The organism is Exiguobacterium sp. s91 (assembly GCF_018618915.1).
Lineage (GTDB): Bacteria > Bacillota > Bacilli > Exiguobacteriales > Exiguobacteriaceae > Exiguobacterium_A > Exiguobacterium_A abrahamii.
The window spans coordinates 65,092-83,885 of record NZ_JACSMZ010000002.1 but is presented as its reverse complement, the minus strand read 5'-3'; the positions used below and the strand labels follow the sequence as shown (position 1 = coordinate 83,885).

Annotated in this window: 18 protein-coding genes; 17 read left to right on the top strand and 1 reads right to left on the bottom strand. The window is 48.6% G+C overall.

Annotated features, from left to right (window positions below):
• Positions 1–115: 115 nt before the first annotated feature.
• The 3 genes from KNQ06_RS11890 (at position 116) to KNQ06_RS11880 (ending at position 1,842) form a co-directional block, all read left to right on the top strand.
• Complete coding sequence (locus KNQ06_RS11890) at positions 116–850, top strand: hypothetical protein (RefSeq protein WP_215148376.1); 735 nt, start codon at positions 116–118, stop codon at positions 848–850.
• A 64-nt stretch (positions 851–914) separates the two neighbouring features.
• Positions 915–1,364, top strand: a complete 450-nt coding sequence (locus tag KNQ06_RS11885; protein ID WP_050678937.1) for a general stress protein — start codon at positions 915–917, stop codon at positions 1,362–1,364.
• 28 nt (positions 1,365–1,392) lie between these two features.
• Positions 1,393–1,842, top strand: coding sequence for a universal stress protein (locus tag KNQ06_RS11880; protein WP_023466954.1), 450 nt, complete (start codon positions 1,393–1,395; stop codon positions 1,840–1,842).
• Between the two features lie 40 nt (positions 1,843–1,882).
• On the opposite strand, the gene KNQ06_RS11875 is transcribed toward KNQ06_RS11880, so the two are convergent.
• Positions 1,883–2,080 carry a hypothetical protein gene (locus KNQ06_RS11875; protein ID WP_023466956.1) on the bottom strand — a complete coding sequence of 66 codons (198 nt, stop codon included), beginning with the start codon at positions 2,078–2,080 and terminating at the stop codon, positions 1,883–1,885.
• 128 nt (positions 2,081–2,208) lie between these two features.
• Here KNQ06_RS11875 and KNQ06_RS11870 point away from each other — a divergent pair, with 128 nt between their 5' ends.
• The 14 genes from KNQ06_RS11870 (at position 2,209) to galE (ending at position 18,776) form a co-directional block, all read left to right on the top strand.
• Positions 2,209–2,652: a MarR family transcriptional regulator gene (locus KNQ06_RS11870; protein ID WP_029343331.1), complete on the top strand. Its 444-nt coding sequence runs from the start codon at positions 2,209–2,211 to the stop codon at positions 2,650–2,652.
• Positions 2,653–2,683: 31 nt separating this feature from the next.
• A complete protein-coding gene (locus tag KNQ06_RS11865; RefSeq protein WP_050678938.1) occupies positions 2,684–5,350 on the top strand; it encodes an MMPL family transporter in 2,667 nt (888 codons plus the stop codon).
• Between the two features lie 84 nt (positions 5,351–5,434).
• A complete protein-coding gene (locus KNQ06_RS11860) occupies positions 5,435–6,283 on the top strand; it encodes an MBL fold metallo-hydrolase (RefSeq protein WP_215148374.1) in 849 nt (282 codons plus the stop codon).
• 77 nt (positions 6,284–6,360) lie between these two features.
• A complete protein-coding gene (locus KNQ06_RS17105; protein ID WP_255359383.1) occupies positions 6,361–6,489 on the top strand; it encodes a hypothetical protein in 129 nt (42 codons plus the stop codon).
• 107 nt (positions 6,490–6,596) lie between these two features.
• Entirely contained in the window at positions 6,597–7,301 is a 705-nt protein-coding gene (locus tag KNQ06_RS11855) for a hypothetical protein (RefSeq protein WP_023466965.1), read from the top strand.
• A gap of 110 nt (positions 7,302–7,411) precedes the next feature.
• A complete protein-coding gene (locus KNQ06_RS11850; protein WP_215148372.1) occupies positions 7,412–8,572 on the top strand; it encodes an ROK family transcriptional regulator in 1,161 nt (386 codons plus the stop codon).
• A gap of 221 nt (positions 8,573–8,793) precedes the next feature.
• Positions 8,794–9,276, top strand: coding sequence for a hypothetical protein (locus tag KNQ06_RS11845; protein WP_050678941.1), 483 nt, complete (start codon positions 8,794–8,796; stop codon positions 9,274–9,276).
• A gap of 29 nt (positions 9,277–9,305) precedes the next feature.
• Complete coding sequence (locus KNQ06_RS11840) at positions 9,306–10,616, top strand: ABC transporter substrate-binding protein (RefSeq protein WP_050678942.1); 1,311 nt, start codon at positions 9,306–9,308, stop codon at positions 10,614–10,616.
• Between the two features lie 72 nt (positions 10,617–10,688).
• Positions 10,689–11,651 carry a carbohydrate ABC transporter permease gene (locus tag KNQ06_RS11835; RefSeq protein WP_029343340.1) on the top strand — a complete coding sequence of 321 codons (963 nt, stop codon included), beginning with the start codon at positions 10,689–10,691 and terminating at the stop codon, positions 11,649–11,651.
• 13 nt (positions 11,652–11,664) lie between these two features.
• Positions 11,665–12,450, top strand: a complete 786-nt coding sequence (locus KNQ06_RS11830) for a carbohydrate ABC transporter permease (RefSeq protein WP_023466970.1) — start codon at positions 11,665–11,667, stop codon at positions 12,448–12,450.
• 25 nt (positions 12,451–12,475) lie between these two features.
• Positions 12,476–14,470: a beta-galactosidase gene (locus tag KNQ06_RS11825; RefSeq protein WP_149426751.1), complete on the top strand. Its 1,995-nt coding sequence runs from the start codon at positions 12,476–12,478 to the stop codon at positions 14,468–14,470.
• 14 nt (positions 14,471–14,484) lie between these two features.
• Positions 14,485–16,608: an alpha-galactosidase gene (locus tag KNQ06_RS11820; protein WP_149426752.1), complete on the top strand. Its 2,124-nt coding sequence runs from the start codon at positions 14,485–14,487 to the stop codon at positions 16,606–16,608.
• Positions 16,605–17,777 (top strand): galactokinase, encoded by a 1,173-nt coding sequence (locus KNQ06_RS11815; RefSeq protein WP_149426753.1) that lies wholly within the window; start codon positions 16,605–16,607, stop codon positions 17,775–17,777. Before KNQ06_RS11820 ends, KNQ06_RS11815 begins: the two co-directional genes overlap by 4 nt.
• Positions 17,778–18,776, top strand: a complete 999-nt coding sequence (gene galE, locus KNQ06_RS11810; protein WP_149426754.1) for a UDP-glucose 4-epimerase GalE — start codon at positions 17,778–17,780, stop codon at positions 18,774–18,776.
• The last annotated feature ends 18 nt before the right edge of the window (positions 18,777–18,794 follow it).

Below are 18,794 nucleotides of genomic sequence, written 5' to 3'. Positions count from 1 at the left end.
CTCCTTTTCTTTTCATCGTACCGGAATTTGGCAACAGAACAAAGCGACATTTTTGTTTTTCTGCCTCTTGCAAGGGGAATTGAATAACAGAATGAACGAGGAGGTGAAGAGGGACGTGCAGTATTTAACATTTTTACGCCTCATGAATATAGGAGCATTCCTCTTTGCATTGCTAGCGCGCGTCGTTTGGTCAAATCCGGTCACCCTTCCTGCGTTGCCTCTTGTTCCAGCACCTTTTTTTGATGCGGTTACAGGTGTCGTGTTCACGACGTTGTTAATTTGGTGTATTCGACCGGTCCGAGCTTTTCCAGCGGATCGAGAACTGATTGAAGACATCGGGGGATGGCTCGCGTTATCGCTCCTGACACTTGGCGTCAGTAGTATGACCGGACCACCTTGGGAACTCGTCTGGACTACGATTTCATTCATCAGTCTTTGTTTAGTCTATATGAAAATTCAACACCATCCGCGACGATCGCCTTGGATGCGCTCCCCATTTTCAGTATTACTTGCCTGGATGAGCACGATGCTGTTAATTTTACCATTTCGGATCTTATCGGATTTTCAGTTCACTTCGCTATTTGGTCTTTCCGAACAGCAATGGAGTACGATTGCACTCATCGTAGCGATTATCGGAGGACTATTGTTTGTCGTCATTCATTCCGATTGGGTATTCGGTCTCGCGCTCGTCTGGTATTTGATTGGATTGTACTTTAACGATCGCCTCTTTCTTCTGCAACAAATCGTAACAGGGGTCGGAATCGTATGTGTTTTACTCTTGTGCTATTACGTCTTCTATAAACGGCAACGTCTTTTTCGACAGCAATCGCCGAAGTCTTCTTCATCCTAGTCATGTTTTAGATGAATTTGGGGTATATCTCATATAGTTGCTATAAAAGGGGGAGACGTGTGTCATGGGAAAAAAACAATGGATTGGTGTCTATCAAAATGAGACGGATTTGATTCGAAAAATTGAGGATCTACATTTTGCTGGTTATCTAGAAGAAGATTTGTATGTCGTGTTGCAAGACAAAACCGATATGGCGATGTTACGCGGGCAATCAGCAGCGCAACTCGTCTCTGGTAAACGGACACTATTTGAGCGATTTACAGGCAAACCGGCTTCGGCTGAGGAAATTCAAACCGCCTTCACGGAGCTCGGATTACCAGAGTCGGATATTCGTCAACATGTCTTACGTGTCCAGCAAGGTGAGTATGTCCTGTTAGCAGACGAAGCAGGTGCAGCACGTCCTGCACCGGAACCAAAAAGTATTTTGGAGACAGAACCAGAAGGGATCGAGGCAGAACGAAAACTCGATCACGAAAACCGCGCCCTCGAAAATGAAAATGACCGGATGCTGTAAGAGAGTCGTGCAGAAAGGATGATTCTTGATGGAGAGCCAGTATCATACGATTTTAGTGGCAGTCGATGGATCAAAGACGGCAGATCTTGCCTTTGAAAAAGCAGTGAAATTCGCCAAACTCGATCATGCCAAACTCGTCATCGCCCACGTCATCGATATTCAGACATTTGCTAATGTACGTGCCAATAAGCGTTTCATTGATCAAAACGTCACGGAATATGCACAAGGACTGCTCGATCGTTACGAGAAGCGGGCACGAGAAGCAGGCGTCGAGACAGTTGAACTGGTCATCGAAAATGGCTCTCCCAAAACATTGATTCCGAAGGTCATCGCACCACGTGTCGGTGCTGGATTGATCGTCTGCGGGGCGGTCGGGATGAATGCGATGGAACGCATCATGATCGGGAGTGTCTCTGAAAACATCTCCCGTTATGCAAAATGCGATATCTATATCGTCCGTCCGAAAACCTTGAAGTGATATAAAACAGCACACATCGGTTGATGTGTGCTGTTTTATGTCATGTTAAAAAATAATAGAAGATGCCTAATAAAATCAAAATGATCGGAAGAAAAATGAAATACATCCAAGACATGTTTTTGGCCGAAGTTTTGTGGTCATACTTTTCTTCTGCTGGTTGCTTGGCAATCCGTAACGTAAAGACAAGACCTACGAGACAGATGACTAACGCAATCCAAAACAAAGTCAACATAAGCATGCTCCTCTCTTCCTTTATCATACAGAAATTGGTCATGTTCTGCATCGGTAAGTTGTGACAGTTTAGAGTTGACAGACTTCTAGTTGAGGGGCTAAACTAACTTCATAAGTTTAGGGGGTAAACTAAAAATGAAAGACAATTTACGTGAAGCAGTCCTCCTGTTTGAAGAAGTCATGATCCACGGAACAGAACGCGTGTTGAAGTCGGTCGAAGCACCCGTTTGGCAAATGTATTCACCGGAACAACTTCATGTGTTGAAGCTCGTCGGAAAATATGGACCGATTTCGTCTGGGCGTCTCGCGGCAGTGCAGGGTGTTCACAAAAGTGCCATCTCCAACCGGCTGAAAAAGTTGACGGAAAAAGGTCTCGTCATCGTCGAACGACGAGAAGACGACCACCGGACGAAGTATATCTCACTGACGGAATCAGGTCGGTTAGTGGCAACTGAAGCGGAGCAAGAAATCTATACGTATCTGGAGAATTTGATTGAAGGAAAGGTCGAGGAAGAAGAAATCATCCAGTTCATCGAAACCTTTAAGAAGATCAAAGAGATTTTGCAGTTGAACGACTAAAGACAGAATCGAAGGAAGAGGAGAATCGGATATGCGACAAATCGTCAAATGGCGTTGGGCAATTCTTGCGTTATTGCTCATCGTCACAGTAGGTTTACTATTTACGGCACCAAACTTGGCTAAACAAGCAGAAGAAGCAGGTGCGATTCAGCTTGCAAATGATGCCGATTCACAACGGGCAGCTGACATTTTAGAAAAAGCGGGGGCAAGTGAAGAAACCATTTCTCTCGTCATTCCGCTCAAAGACAAAGTCAGCGATGCCGATCGAACATCAATCGGGCAAATCGTTAAGGATTTAGAAGCACTTGATCGTCCGGTTACGGATGTGCTCGATCCGTTTGAAAACAAGGAGACGGAAGGACAGCTCGTCTCAAAAGACAAAAAGACAGTTCTCGTGCCAATCACGGTCGACGGTTCGCAAGAAGAGATCGTCAAACTGGCAAAACAAATCCGGACGGACCTCTTACCAAAGGATCAAACGATTTATCTAACGGGTGAAGCGTTAATCAATGATGACGTCAATACGAGCTCGCAAGAGGGACTGAAGCGGACGGAACTGATTACGGTCGGATTGATTTTCGGACTGCTTCTGCTCGTCTTCCGTTCAGTCGTCACACCGTTCGTCCCACTCGTTGCGGTTGGGTTTACGTACCTGATCAGCCAATCACTCGTCGCCTTTTTCGTCGATTGGTTCGGCTTCCCAGTATCGAACTATACGCAAATCTTCCTCGTTGCCATCCTGTTCGGGATTGGGACGGACTATTGTATTTTGCTCCTGAGCCGGTATAAGGAAGAGTTGACGGCAGGACACGACGTTGAGACAGCAATCGTCAACACGTATAAGACAGCAGGGCGTACGTTACTAATCAGTGGTCTCGCTGTTCTCGTCGGCTTCTCGGCGATTGGATTTGCGGACTTCCCGATCTTTAAATCGTCGGTCGCTGTTGCAGTCGGGATTGCCGTACTCTTGCTTGTCTTGTTTACACTTGTTCCATTCTTCATGGCAACATTAAAAGAAAAGCTATTTTGGCCATCGAAGAAGGCGGCGAGTCACCAAGACAGTAAACTGTGGGCACAGTATGGTGGATTATCGATTCGTCGTCCGTTGCTTGCGATGATCATCGTTGCGATCATCACGGTTCCGACACTCTTTACGTATGATGATGACCTTTCGTTTAATACCGTCGATGAGATTGGTGCGAAGTATGAGACGGTAAAAGGACTGAATGCGATCTCGGATGGATTTGGTGCAGGTGAGTCGCTCCCGGTCAACGTCATCCTGAAGAGTGACGATGATTTGATTACTGAAAAAACAGTTCCTTATGCGGAACAACTCAGTCGCGAACTGGTGAAGATTGACGGGGTCAAATCGGTTCGTTCGATTTCTCGTCCGACAGGCGAAGTCATCAATGATTTCTACGTCGATCGTCAATTAAAACAAGTTGCTGATGGTATGAAGAAAGCTACCGCTGGTCTTACGGATGTTCAGTCTGGTCTGACGACGGTGGAAGATAATTTGAATGGGATTACAGGACAGCTACCAGCAGGAGACGCGGCTTCAGCGGGTGCGAGTCAGTTGCAACAAGCAGCAGACGGACTTGGGCAAATTAACCAACAGTTGACGCTCGTCGGTCAAGGTCTACAATCGACCCAAAACATCCCGCAAACCGTTGGAACGTTGAATGCCTTGTCTGGTCAATTGAGCCAAGTTCAAGCCGGCATCAGTCAAGCAGCAAGTGGGATTGCGTCTCAAGGGGCGCAAGCCGGTCAACTTGGAAGTGGGTTGACGCAACTCGCGGACGGTGTCGGTCAAGCGAACGCAGGATTGACGAAAATTGAAAGTGGTCTTGAAGACATTTCTGATCTTCTGACCGAGATGGGACAAGCGACATCGATTCGGGGGACAGGTGTGTTCGTTCCAAAAGATACGCTGTCGGATAAAGCCTTTAAACCAGCAATTGATCGTTACGCGATCGATCAACAGACGGGATTGAAGTTCGAAGTCATCCTCGAAGATGATCCGTATTCTCCGGAAGCGATTCAAACTGTCGCTGCGATCAAAGAGACGACAGCGAAGACAATCAAAGGGACACCGTTTGAAGACAGCAGTGTTGCATACGGTGGTATCTCAAGCGTCAACAGTGATTTAAACGATACGTCGAAAGCCGATTTCAAACGAACAGTGACGGTCATGCTGATCAGTCTCTTCGTGATTCTAGCAATCATGTTCCGTTCGTTGATCATGCCGTTGTTCATGATCGGTTCGTTATTGCTGACGTATTATACGTCGATGTCGATCGCAGAGCTGATCTTCGTCAACGGACTCGGATATGACGGTATCAGTTGGGCCGTTCCGTTCTTCGGATTCGTTATGTTGATTGCCCTTGGTATCGACTACTCGATTTTCCTACTCGACCGTTTCCGGGAAGAGACGATCAAGGGACTCGATACGAAGGAAGCGATGTTCCTGTCGATGAAAAAGATGGGGTCTGTCATCATCACGGCAGCGATCATCCTCGCAGGAACCTTCGGAGCGATGATGCCGTCTGGTGTCTTGAGTCTCGTTCAAATCGCGACGATCGTCATCACAGGTCTACTCTTGTATGGTTTGATCGTCTTACCACTCTTGATTCCAGCGATCACGGTATCGTTTGGCAAAGGGGTCTGGTGGCCGTTTCGACCAAACGCTAAAAAATAATAACTAACCAGACCGGGTTCGTCTTCTAGATGAACCCGGTTTTGTCATGACGTATACTAAAAGCAGATGATAAGGAGGTAGAGCATGCAACACTTCAAACAACTAACTTCACGGATTTGGTATCAGACACCGGTCAGCGAGACGGACCGCCCGATTCTCGCCGTCGTACGTGGGGAAAATCATCAATTGATGATCGATGCGGGAAACTCGTCAGCTCATGCAGCACTATTCTTAGAAGAAATGAAGAAACACAATCTTGGATCACCTGATTTATTGGCATTGACCCACTGGCACTGGGATCATATTTTTGGGATGAAACATCTCGGTCTGCCGTCAATCGCGACCAAGCAAACGATCGAACGAATGAAGGAGATGCAACCATACGCTTGGACAGATGGAGCGTTACAAGAACGAATGGATCAAGGCATCGAGATTCCGTTTTGTGCGGACGCGATCAAGCTCGAGTTCGGTTCGACACGTGATATCGAAGTCGTTTTACCGACGATCGGCTTTGAAGGAAAACTGGATCTTGATTTGGGCGGGGTACACTGTCAGTTGATTGAAGTCGAAAACGATCATTCCCCGGGAAGTCTACTCGTCTACATTCCGGAAGAACGTGTCGTGTTCTTAGGCGACGCGATGTATGCCGATATCTTTTCACCGAAGTGGAATTATACGGTCGAACGGACGACGCGTTTACTAACGACACTCGATCGTTTAGATGCCGACTATTATATCTGGTCGCATGGAGAAGCGATGCCGAAGTCGGAATTTGAAGAAGAGATCAACATGTTGCGTCGAGCCATTCGCGTAACAGAAGCGACCGGAGGACGACTGAAAGATATGCGGACCTTATATGCAGAAGAGACAGGACGACCGTTGAAAGAAGATGAGACCGAAACATTGATTTATTTTGCAAATGGAACGAAATGACAGATCATAACAAGGGATTGGATACGAGACGTCGAAAAAGAGAAGTACTACGAGCTTGTTAAAGGGAGCGGTACTATATGACGAAGCAAAGATTCGAACGAGATGAAACCGTCGATCGCGTCTTTTTTGGGAAAACGGGCATCTTCTCATTTTTAATCATCGTCGGAGGCATTCTATATCTACTATATGATTTGTATTTACAATGACCGGGACGCATGCGTTCCGGTTTTTTGAATTCAGGGGAGTGCACGAAAACCAGATATTGGGTAATAACTTGCGTGAGGCTGTTCGAGAAGGTGAGAGGAGATGTCGGATGAAACGAATTCAAATTGCGGATTTTGATCGACGCATGCCATCGATTGAACTGGTCGAAAAGGATGATCACTATGAAGCGATGCTTGTTCCGAGTTATGACCATACGTATCCTTCGACACAAATCCGGACGATCCGCTTAGCGGATATCTCCGTCAATCTGATTGTGACTCCGCAAGAAACACTGCTTGTTTCTGCGCTTTTTCATAAACCGGTTCAAGTGACGGATATTGTTTCCTGGATGCAATTGTATACGATTAGTTTTGCCCAGTCGGATGAGACTGGTTATTTCGTCGAACAAGCGGATGAAATTTTAGAAGTCGTCTTGTATCAGAAACATCCGATCGTCATCGCGACACGTGGTCAGGATCGATTGTATTACGATACGACGGGGGCGATCGAGGTCCGACGGGCGATGAATGAATCGGTCGGCGAGCGTCCGTTGCTTTATTTGAATGGGGAAGCCTGGTACGGTGTGCCACGTCTGACGTTTAATCGCATGAAGGATGAGTTACACGTCAACGGCACATTTTTATATGCGGACTATATGGATGCACACCACGGAAAAATCGGTTTCTTTCGCGAGAATGATCCGTCTCAACCGATTGTTTTGCTGGTCGGTCAAGCCATCGTCGAAATTGAACTGACCGAGAATCCGGACGGTTCACGTGTCTTGATCTTGGAACAACCATACGACGAAGCATGAAAGTGCACAAAAACCGTTCAGCAGATGAACGGTTTTTGTGTGAGACCGTGAAATCCCTTACAAAATATGCGAAGATAGTAAAGAGACAGACCAAAGGGGTTGAGGGGGACATGGCGAAAGAAACACCGCGTAATTCTAAATGGATGCGTTCTTATAATCGAGCACTCGTCTTGCGACTGATCCGGATGCATCAACCGATTTCGCGGGTCGAGTTAGCACAACGGACGAACTTGACGAAGCCGACGGTATCAAACATCGTCAGTGAATTGATTGCAGAACAACTCGTGACGGAGCGAGAGCTTGGGGTATCAAATGGGGGACGAAAACCGATCATGCTCGAACTCGTCGCAACAGAGCAATACGTCATCGGCATCGATGCAACAAGTCACCAATTCATCGGTGTCGTTGCGGATTTAAGTGGGAACACGATTCATGAGTCCGAAGCCGTGGGACGCTTTGAGACGAATGAAGAACTGATTGAAGCAATCGGTCGCTTATGCGAGATCTTGATTGCACAGACAAAAGGACGGGGAACGATTCACGGAATCGGGATCTCCGTCCACGGGATGGTCAATCCGGAGACAGGTGTCATTCTTTTTGCTCCACGATTCCATCTGCATGACGTTGAGTTGAAGGTACAACTCGAAGCACGTTTTGACTATCCTGTCTTCATCGAAAATGATGTCCGGGCACTCGCTTCGTTTGAGTTATTGTTCGGTGAAGGCGTCGGGGTCGAACAATTCTTCTATCTCTATGCTGGGGAAGGGATCGGGGGTGCTTATGTGCTCGACGGACAGCTTGTCGACGGACAACATCATATTACGGGAGAGGTCGGACATATGCGCCTTGATCTCGATGGTCCGATTTGCTCGTGTGGGAACCGAGGATGTCTTGAAGCGTTGGCAGGCGAAAAAGCATTGTTACGGGATTATGCTGTCGTTGATCCACAAGTCTCGACGCTTGCTGATTTGCGCAAGCGGTTGAACGAGGGAGACGAGCAGGCGGTTCGTGCGTATGAACGGGCGGGGGAATATATCGGAATCGGTGTCTTGAATACGATTCATCTTTTGAATCCACGCCGGATTTTACTTGGGGGACCGATGTTCGAGCTCGCACCTACGATCGTTGATCAAATCAAGGAACGGGTCGAGCACACGGCGTTGACCGCTGCTTCACGTGAAACCGATGTCAAGATGGTCCCGTGGGGTGAAAAACAGGGAGCACTCAGTGCAGCGGCCCTTGCAACGAACAGTTTATTTCAAACGATTTAATGAGCCGATTCCGTGTCTTGCGAACCAGCAAGAGATGGAATCGGTTTTGTTATTCAAAAATAATTTAATGAAACCGTTTACAAATTAAAAAGTGATGTGCTATAGTCGATGTAAAGTTAGATAATAAATTTAATTTACTAAGTTCATGGTCAACTAAGTGGAGGTGGATGCAGGTTAGCAGGGGCTAATCAAGCTGAAGCAGGAAAGGGAGGCATCGCGCAATGGAACCATACGATCCATGGGTTTCGTACCGTGAAGCTTTCGGGCGTTACGGAGCAATCCGCGGTTTTTATTTTCATCGGTCGACGCAACAGATGACAGAACAGGGTCCAGGCGATGTCCCGACAGACGAGCAGGATATCGTGCTCGTCCGACCACGACGTGACGGTGTGTTTCAATTCCGGATGTCATCGGTACAAGGGGTCCTGACGATCCGTTCATCCGAGCTACACATTCGAAAAAATGAGAGCGGATACATTGAATTACGCGCACTCATGCAACACATGCGCTCTGCCGGTTGTTTAACGCTCGGTGGGGAGTTATATCTCTTCGTCCGACCGGACGTTGATACGCTGGCGTACCGTCTTCGATTGATTGCCCGCGTATTGATTCAGCTACAGGGAATGCCGATTCAGACGAAAGTGATCGAAGAATGGTGCAAACAAGCACAAATTGAAGGGGAACACGCTAGACGATACGCTTGACTACTTACACATAAAAGGGGAGCTCTTACATGAAATTCAAAAAAACGAAACTCGTTGCTGCAGCATCAGTCCTAACATTATCCGCATTCCTTGCTGCTTGTGGTGGCGAAGACGAGCAACAAACGAAAACGAAAGACGGCAAGACGATCGTCACATGGTGGGGCTGGGCGCCACAACCAGAAGCGGGGAAAGCAGTCGTTGATGCGTTCAACGAATCGCAAGACAAATACGTCGTTCAATTCAAACGCTACAGTGAAGACTATGAAAAACAATTACAAGTCGCGATGTTGTCAGGTAAGGGTCCAGACATCATCGGTCTAAAAGAACCGATGATCCAGCAGTACAAGGATCGTGTCGTACCCGTTGATTCGTACATGGATAAAGCAGCAGGCAAAGGCTGGAAAGACAAGTTCGTCGAGCTTGGAATCGAACAAACGACACTCGACGGTAAACAATATGCAGTGCCAATCGGGTTCACAGGTCAAGCGTACTTGATGTACAACAAGACGATGCTCGACAAATACGGCGTGACACCACCGAAGAACTACAAAGAAACAGTCAGTGCAGTCAAGAAGATCAAAGACTCAGGCGATAAAGTCATCCCACTCATGCTCGGAGCAAAAGATGCGTGGATCGATATCGACGTCTACAACGTCCTCAGTCACCAAGTGGCACCAGGCTACATCCAAAAAGTTCTTTCGGGTGAAGCGAAGTGGACAGACGACGAGATGGTCAAAACAGCGCAAATCTGGCAAGACCTCTTCAAGGATAAAGTCTTCCAAGAAGGTGCACTTGGTCTAGCGACGTACAATGACGGGATGAACCAATTCTTCGATAAAAAAGCAGCGATGTGGGTTATCGGTTCATGGGAAGCACACTCGATGACGACGAAAGAGAAAAAAGAAAAATGGAAAATCGATGATGAGCTCGGATTCGTTCCACTCCCGAACTTAGCAGGCGGAACAGAGCAACCCGTCATCGCATCGATCGACATGGCACTTGGTGTCAACAAAGAGTCAAAACAACAAGAAGGTGCAGCGGAGTTCATCGCCTTCATGAGCCAAGGAAAAGGACAAGAAGTCTACATGGGTGAGTTCGAGATGGCACCTGGAATCAAGGACGTCAAAGTCGATTCAGATGCTGCCTTCACATCGGAAGGTGAAAAAGAGTCGTACAAGATGTTGAACGACACATTAGCAAAAGCGGTTGCTAGCCGTGGTATCCGGGATACGAAATTAAACGATATCCTCGGTAAGGAACTTCAAAACATCGCGACAGGACAAGATCCGAAAGAAGCATTACAACGCGTTCAAGACGCAGCGGATCAATCAGCGAAATAAGACTCGACAGTGAAGTGGTACGCCTGCGTGCCACTTCCTGATTTTTGGACTTGAGGAAAGTGGGGAATCCATATGCAGACAGAGCGACAGGAATTGCCGATTAAACCAAAAGCAGAACCGCTCCAGCCGGTAGCGACACGTACGCCTGCGCCAAGGAAGAAAAAGAACATGAAGCGGAACATGGTCGGATGGGCTTTCGTTGCCCCAATCGTCTTGTTCGTCGTCAGCTTCATCTATTATGGGATCTTCTATAACGCCTATAACTCGTTCTTCTCGTGGGACGGAATCTCGTTTGACAAAGCGTTCGTCGGACTCGACAACTATGCTGAGATGTTCCAAGATCCAGACTTCTATCTCTCGCTGAAGAATACGTTCATCTTCACGATTTTAACAGTCACGATCCAAGCCGGTATCGGTCTTGTCTTGGCGTACTTCCTGCATACACCGGGACCAATGCGGACGGCGATGAAGTCGGTCTTCTTCTTCCCGGTCGTCTTGAGCCCTGTCGTACTCGGTGCGGCATTCTCACAAATCTATGATTTCCAGTTTGGTTACATCAATGAGTTCCTCCGTGCAATTGGTCTCGGTAGCCTCGAACAGAACTGGCTCGGTGACCCGGATATCGCGCTTTATTCGGTCATTGCGATCAACATCTTCCAGTGGACGGGTTCTTCAATGGTCATGTACTACATGGCGATGTTGACGATTGAGAAGGAAATCTTCGAAGCAGCAAAAATCGATGGAGCTGGATTCTTCCGGACACTGTGGAGCATCGTTTTCCCGAACTTGAAAGGAACGACGTTCACACTTTCGATCCTCGGTGTCATCGGTGGTCTGAAGACATTCGATTTAGTCTGGATCACGACAGCCGGCGGACCGGGATCGTCGACGGAGTTCATTTCGACTTATCTATTCCGGAAATCGATGTTGCAACAGGAAGTCGGTTATTCGAGTGCTGTTGCCATCATCCTGTTGACGATTGCCTTGCTCATCACGTACTTCCAATTGCGCGTACAAAAGAAAATGGATAACTAAGGAGGAACGACCCATGGATGTAGAATCTAAAAAAAGCCGCTGGATGATCAACCTTGTATTGGTGCTGGCATCAATCGTCTGGTTATTCCCGATTTTCGTCATGTTCAAAGAGAGTCTCCGAATCAATGGATTCGACAACTATATCGCGACACTACAAAACCCGAACTTCCCAACGTTCGTCTTCAACAGTTTCTTTGTTGCCTTCTTCATGATCATCATCTCGATCACGATTCTGGCATTCGCAGCGTTTGCCTTCTCGAAACTTGAGTTTGCTGGAAAACGCCTGTTGTTCAACATGGTCTTAGCGGGTCTGATGTTACCCGTCGCTTCGATGATCGTGCCATTGTTCTTCACGCTCCGTTCGTTTGACGGACTGAACAACCACTGGGGACTGATCGGAGCGGAAGTCGCATTCTTCTTACCATTCGGTCTGATGCTCATCAAAGGATACTTTGATGAACTACCGAACGAACTGATGGAAGCGGCGTATATCGATGGGGCGACGATTCTTGAAGTCTTCTTCAAAGTCATGCTACCACTCGCAAAACCAGCGCTCGCAACAGCTTTAATCTATGCGTTCCTTAACTCATGGAACGAATACTTGATGGTTCTTACGTTCATGACGGATCCTGCCTATCAGACAGTAACGATGGCGCCAAGTTTCTTCAAGGATGCGCTCGGTGGGGACCCAGGGAAAATTTATGCGTCACTTGTTTTAATCAGTTTACCGACGATGATCTTCTATATCTTCTTCCAACGTTTCTTCCAAAAAGGAATGACGGCGGGTGCAGTAAAATAATTGTTTTTGCGTAAGGGGGAGCACAATGTATTTAGGAGTCGATTATTATCCAGAACAAACACCACGAGCACTATGGGAGGAAGACTTCCGACTGATGAAGGAACTTGGCGTCAACGTCGTTCGTCTCGCGGAATTCGCTTGGTCGATGATGGAGCCGGAAGAAGGCGTCTATGACTTCAGCTTTTGGGATGACGTCATTGAACGCTTGAGTGCGGAAGGATTCGATATCGTACTCGGGACACCAACTGCGACACCACCGGCTTGGTTATGTACGAAGTATCCAGAAATCTTACCGGTCGATGAGAACGGTGTGACGATCAGCTTTGGTGCCCGTCGCCATTATACGGTCCACAGCGAAACGTACCAGCGTTTATCCGTCAAGATCACGGAAGAGATGGCGAAACGATACGGTCAACATCCTCGTGTCATCGGGTGGCAAACGGATAATGAATACGGGCATGAGAAATCGGATCGTTCTTACGGTGATGTCGACCGCGCTGCTTTTCAGCGTTGGCTAGCGAACCGTTACGGAACGCTCGATGCCTTGAACGAAGCGTGGGGAACCGTCTTCTGGAGTCAGACGTACACGGCGTGGGAACAAATCCCGGTACCGCGTAAAGTCTATCAGGAACACAACCCATCCTTGCTCGTCGACTTCGATCGCTTCTGTGCTGACGGCTATACGTACTACAACAAATTACAAGTCGATGTCTTACGTCGTTACATTCCAGAGAACGTCTTCATCACGCACAACCTTGTCTACAGTGACATGGCGGTCAATCAGCAACAAATGGCGCAAGACCTTGATTACGTGGCGTTCGATAACTACCCGGTCTGGGGTGGACTACCGGAGCCGAACCGGTTCGAGAAGATGGCGAGTGATCACGATCTGTGTCGTTCTTCAAAGCAAGGAAAAGGGTTCTGGGTCATGGAGCAATTGAGTGGCGCACAAGGCTGGAGCAAAATCGGTTACTTGCCACGACCAGGACATATTCGCCTCTGGACGTACCAAGCGGTCGCGCGGGGAGCAGAAGCAATCGTCTACTTCCGCTTCCGGGCTGCTCATTTCGGAACAGAGGAGTTCTGTCACGGCATCATCGATCATGATGGCAAACCGAAACGGAAATTCGAAGAAGTCAAACAAATCATGACGGAACTGAATACGTATGGCGATGAGATCAACGCAAGCCGTTATGACGCGAAAGTCGGTGTCTATTTCGATCAAGAAAACGTCTGGGCGTGGACACACCAGCCACACAGTGATGCGTTTGATTTCCGGACGGAGTTCGTCCGCTTCTATGGTGGAGCGGTTCGTCAGCAAGTCGCAACCGACATCGTCTTCCCGGGTGATGATCTCTCTCGTTACAAACTGATCATCGTTCCACTCTATTTCTTAACGAATCCAACGTTCGATGATGCCTTGATCGCGTACATGGAACAAGGCGGTCACGTCATCTTCACGTACCGGACAGGCGTCAAGGATGCACGGAACCATGTCGTACCGACGACGTTACCAGGCAAGTTCGCGCCGTATGCGGGCATCGAGATCGACGAATACGAGTCACTCCAATCCGTTCAGCAACATCAGGTGACAGGCATCGGCGAGATGGCAGGACAATCCTCAACAGCCCGCCTCTGGTGTGACCTCATTACACCAACGACAGCAGAGACGCTTGCTGTTTATAAAGATACGTTCTACGAGGGTGTAGCGGCTGTGACGCGCAATGCCTATAAAGGAATGATTACCTACATCGGCTCATCGATTGATGACGCGATGATTGATACGATTTACCGTCAAGCGTTCACTGAGGCCGGCATCGAGATGATCGAGGCGCCGGATCAAGTCGAAATCGTGCGTCGTCACGGCGAAAAACGTGATTTCCTCTTCTTGATGAACCATGACACGAAAGAAACGCGGGACGTCACGTTAGACGGAACATACAAAGCATTGACAAAAGATGAGACATATCGTGGAACGGTCCAGCTCGCACCACTTGAGACACTGATTCTGACGACGTAAGGAGGAAGAGAACCATGGCAATCTTTGAAGTAGCAGGACGTCGTTTCGTCATCGAAGGTAAACGGGTCGCTCACGTCGTCACGATTGGTGCGAACGGTAAGCTGATTCACACGTATTTCGGTGCCAAGTTACCATATCGAGATGATTATGAAGCATTACCGAGTCCGATCGTCGCACACAGTTCATTTGAATCACCAGATGGCGTCGCGACGTACGATTTCGTACCATTCGGCGAGATGTTGTACACGGAGCCAACTTTGAAATCGGAACGAGAAGATGGACAACGGATTCACCAGTTCCAATTTGAACGCTCCGAGCAGACCGAAACGAAATTGACGCTCTGGCTGTTTGATCCCCTGCAGGAGATGCGTGTCGGAGTGCAGTACGAAGTGTTCGCTGATTATGACATCATCGGTCGTTCGATCGTCGTCGAAAACACGGGACGATTACCTGTTCGTTTGACAGCAGCCCAGTCCTTTGCGATGGGCCGCTGGCATCAACCGAATTTAAAACTGCATCATTTCGCTGGGATGTGGACAGGTGAGTTCAAGAAACAGATCACACCAGTGACACCAGGGCGCCAGACGATTGAAAGTCGACGTGGAGTGACAAGTCACCAAGCGAATCCTTGGTTCGCACTTGAACAGGATGCGACAGAAGACAGCGGTGAAGTCGTCTACGGACATTTTGCTTATTCCGGCAACTGGGCGATTCACGTCGAACAAGATGCGTTCGGTTTTGTCCAACTATCAGGTGGCATGAATCCGTTTGACTTCAGTTGGAAACTATCACATCAACAACAGTTGACGACACCAACGTTCTACATCGGCTATGCGGACGGTTTCGCGGATATGAGCGCTCATGCGCATGCGTTCCAGCGTGACGTCATCATGCCACGTGCGACCGATCGTCCTGTTCTTTATAACTCATGGGAAGCGACGTATTTCGATGTCACGGAATCTGGTCAACGTGAACTCGTTGATCTGGCAGCAGGAATCGGTTGTGAGCTGTTCGTCGTCGATGACGGTTGGTTCGGTGAACGCCATTCCGATCAAGCGGGACTCGGGGACTGGCACGTTAATCGGGAAAAATTCCCGAACGGTCTAGAGCCTTTGATCTCGTATGTGAAACAACAAGGGTTACAATTCGGTCTTTGGGTCGAACCTGAGATGGTCAATCCGGATTCTGATCTATACCGGTCGCATCCAGACTGGATTTACCATGCGCGCGATGCAGTCCGGACGACATCTCGGAATCAATACGTCTTAAACCTTGGATTACCAGAAGTCGAGCAATTCATTCTCGAGATGATGGATGATTTGCTGACGCGTCATGCGATCGACTACATCAAATGGGATATGAACCGTGCCTTCTCGGAACCAGGCGTTCCAAAAGACCAGACGGATCGACAGCAAGAACTGTGGAAACGTCACGTCGATGCATTGTACCGGATCTTTGATGAATTGCGTCGCTTGCATCCGACGGTCGACTTCGAAGCCTGTGCCGGTGGTGGCGGACGGATCGACCTTGGAATCCTCTCACGGACAGAACAAGTCTGGACGAGTGATAACACCGATCCACTCGATCGCTTACAAATTCAGCATGACTTCTCGTATGCCTACAATGCGAAAATGATGAGCTGTTGGGTGACGGACGGACCGAACTGGTTAAATGGACGCAACGTACCACTTGCGACACGCTTCGTCTCCTCGATGCAAGGCACACTCGGCATCGGTGGTAACTTAAGCGAGTGGTCAACGGATGAACTTGCGGAAGCAAAAGGCTGGATCGAGACATATCAAGCGATTCGTCCGACGATCCAACGCGGCATCCAGTATCGCCTATCTGCTTTTACACAACAGACGCCAAGCGTCATGCAGTATACATCAGAAGAAGAAATAGTTTTGCTTGCGATCGCGCCACTTCGACAATACGGAACACACCAGTATCACTTCAAGCTAAAAGGACTCGAGCCAGCAATGCGTTATCAAGTCGAGGACCGGACGTTAAGCGGCGCTTACTTGATGCAGCAAGGCTTGACGTTCTCATACACGACGGACTATGAAGCCCGCTGCTTGCGGATTCAGCCAGTCCACCGTGCGCTCTCACTACTCGAATCAAAGGAGACGATCGTATGACAGACCAGACGTTAGAAGAACAATTTGAACAGCGGTTTGGCTCACCGTCGACGCATCGCTTCTTTGCACCAGGACGGATCAATTTAATCGGCGAGCATACGGATTACAATGGTGGTCACGTCTTTCCGTGCGCGTTGACGTTCGGTACACATGCGATCGCACGAAAACGAGACGATCAACGCTTCCGCTTCTACTCGTTGAATTTCGAGCAGGATGGCATCATCGAAGTCACGCTCGACGAACTCGCGTATGACGCGATGCACAGTTGGGCGAACTATGCGAAGGGTATGATTACAGTCTTACAGGAAGCAGGGTACCGAATCGATTCAGGATGTGACATCCTGATTCAAGGTGACATCCCGAATGGAGCTGGTCTTTCATCATCGGCTTCGCTTGAACTCGTCATCGGTGTCTTGCTCGATCGATTATATGGATTAGAGATTCCACGTCTTGATCTCGTCCGGTTCGGTCAACAAGTCGAAAACCGTTATATTGGCGTCAACAGTGGTATCATGGATCAGTTTGCGATCGGCATGGGAAAAGCGGGAGCGGGATTGTTGCTCGATTGTGAGACGCTCGATTATACGTATGCTCCACTCGATTTGACAGGGTATACGATCATCATCATGAATACGAACAAACGCCGTGAACTGGCGGATTCGAAATACAATGAACGCCGGGCGGAATGTGAGGCAGCACTCGCTTATCTCAATCAATTCACGCCACGGGAAGCACTCGGACAATGGACGACGTCAGAATTTGCAAAAGTCGCATGGGAAGACGAACGTTTGATGCGTCGCGCACGCCATGCGATTTCAGAGAATGAACGAACGCTTCAGGCACTAGCAGCACTTGAAGCGGGAGAACTGACGACGTTCGGTCAGTTGATGAACGCGTCACACGTCTCGTTACGGGAAGATTATGAAGTGACAGGGATTGAACTCGATACACTCGTCGAAGCGGCTTGGGAACAACCGGGCGTGCTCGGCGCACGGATGACAGGTGCTGGTTTTGGTGGCTGTGCGATTGCGATCGTTGAAGACGAGGCAGTCGACGCCTTCAAACAAGCTGTCGGCGAACATTATGAAGCACGGATCGGATACCCGGCGACGTTCTATACGGCGACGGTCGGTGACGGAGCACGTGAAATCGAACGGGAGGTCATCTAAATGGCAACGTTAGTCGTAGGTGGAGCTGGTTATATCGGCTCCCATGCCGTCTATCAATTGATTGATGCCGGAAAGGATGTCGTCGTCATCGACCATCTGCAATCCGGACACCGTGAAGCGGTTCATCCGCAAGCACCTTTATATGAAGGAGATATTCGCGATCGTGCTTTTCTCGATCGCGTCTTTACGGAAGAGACGATTGAACAAGTCGTTCATTTCGCTGCTTTTTCACTCGTCGGCGAGTCGATGACGGAACCATTACGTTACTTTGATAACAACGTTTACGGGACACAAGTGTTGCTTGAAGCGATGATCGCGCACGACATCAAACAGATCGTCTTCTCTTCGACGGCAGCGACATACGGTGAACAGGAACAGATGCCGATTCTCGAGACAGCGGAAACGCGTCCAACGAATGCATATGGCGAGACGAAGTTGATGATGGAGAAGATGATGCGATGGTCTGAACAAGCATATGGTTTACGTTACGTCGCGTTACGTTACTTCAATGTCGCCGGTGCACGAGCAACAGGTGAGATCGGAGAAGACCATACACCGGAAACACATTTGATTCCGCTCGTCCTTGAAGTCGCCAACCGACAACGGGCAGAAATTTCGATCTATGGCGATGATTATCCAACGCCGGATGGCACGTGCATTCGTGATTACATCCATGTTGAAGACTTGATCGATGCCCATGTACGCGCACTCGATTATTTAGCGGACGGCAACGACAGCACAGTCTTTAACCTCGGTTCAAGCCAAGGGTTTTCCGTGCGAGAAATCATCGAAGCAGCCCGTCGCGTAACGGGACACCCGATTCCGGAACGCATCATTGAACGTCGTGCAGGGGATCCGAGTATCTTAATCGCCGGATCCGCCAAAGCAAAAGAAGTTCTCGGCTGGACACCACAACGCACCGACATCGAAACGATCATCCGTGATGCTTGGAATTGGCATGCGCACAATCCAGAAGGGTACCGGACGAGCGTTCGTTAAAGAGAGACAGAATGAGGA

Excerpts from the sequence above, each read along its gene's own strand:
- KNQ06_RS11880 (WP_023466954.1), top strand. The coding sequence starts at position 1,393 with ATGGAGAGCCAGTATCATACGATTTTAGTGGCAGTCGATGGATCAAAG.
- KNQ06_RS11845 (WP_050678941.1), top strand. The coding sequence starts at position 8,794 with ATGGAACCATACGATCCATGGGTTTCGTACCGTGAAGCTTTCGGGCGT.
- KNQ06_RS11830 (WP_023466970.1), top strand. The coding sequence starts at position 11,665 with ATGGATGTAGAATCTAAAAAAAGCCGCTGGATGATCAACCTTGTATTG.
- KNQ06_RS11840 (WP_050678942.1), top strand. The coding sequence starts at position 9,306 with ATGAAATTCAAAAAAACGAAACTCGTTGCTGCAGCATCAGTCCTAACA.
- galE (WP_149426754.1), top strand. The coding sequence starts at position 17,778 with ATGGCAACGTTAGTCGTAGGTGGAGCTGGTTATATCGGCTCCCATGCC.
- KNQ06_RS11825 (WP_149426751.1), top strand. The coding sequence starts at position 12,476 with ATGTATTTAGGAGTCGATTATTATCCAGAACAAACACCACGAGCACTA.
- KNQ06_RS11835 (WP_029343340.1), top strand. The coding sequence starts at position 10,689 with ATGCAGACAGAGCGACAGGAATTGCCGATTAAACCAAAAGCAGAACCG.
- KNQ06_RS11815 (WP_149426753.1), top strand. The coding sequence starts at position 16,605 with ATGACAGACCAGACGTTAGAAGAACAATTTGAACAGCGGTTTGGCTCA.
- KNQ06_RS11855 (WP_023466965.1), top strand. The coding sequence starts at position 6,597 with ATGAAACGAATTCAAATTGCGGATTTTGATCGACGCATGCCATCGATT.
- KNQ06_RS11885 (WP_050678937.1), top strand. The coding sequence starts at position 915 with ATGGGAAAAAAACAATGGATTGGTGTCTATCAAAATGAGACGGATTTG.
- KNQ06_RS11860 (WP_215148374.1), top strand. The coding sequence starts at position 5,435 with ATGCAACACTTCAAACAACTAACTTCACGGATTTGGTATCAGACACCG.
- KNQ06_RS11850 (WP_215148372.1), top strand. The coding sequence starts at position 7,412 with ATGGCGAAAGAAACACCGCGTAATTCTAAATGGATGCGTTCTTATAAT.
- KNQ06_RS11820 (WP_149426752.1), top strand. The coding sequence starts at position 14,485 with ATGGCAATCTTTGAAGTAGCAGGACGTCGTTTCGTCATCGAAGGTAAA.
- KNQ06_RS17105 (WP_255359383.1), top strand. The coding sequence starts at position 6,361 with ATGACGAAGCAAAGATTCGAACGAGATGAAACCGTCGATCGCGTCTTT.
- KNQ06_RS11875 (WP_023466956.1), bottom strand. The coding sequence starts at position 2,080 with ATGCTTATGTTGACTTTGTTTTGGATTGCGTTAGTCATCTGTCTCGTA.
- KNQ06_RS11865 (WP_050678938.1), top strand. The coding sequence starts at position 2,684 with ATGCGACAAATCGTCAAATGGCGTTGGGCAATTCTTGCGTTATTGCTC.
- KNQ06_RS11870 (WP_029343331.1), top strand. The coding sequence starts at position 2,209 with ATGAAAGACAATTTACGTGAAGCAGTCCTCCTGTTTGAAGAAGTCATG.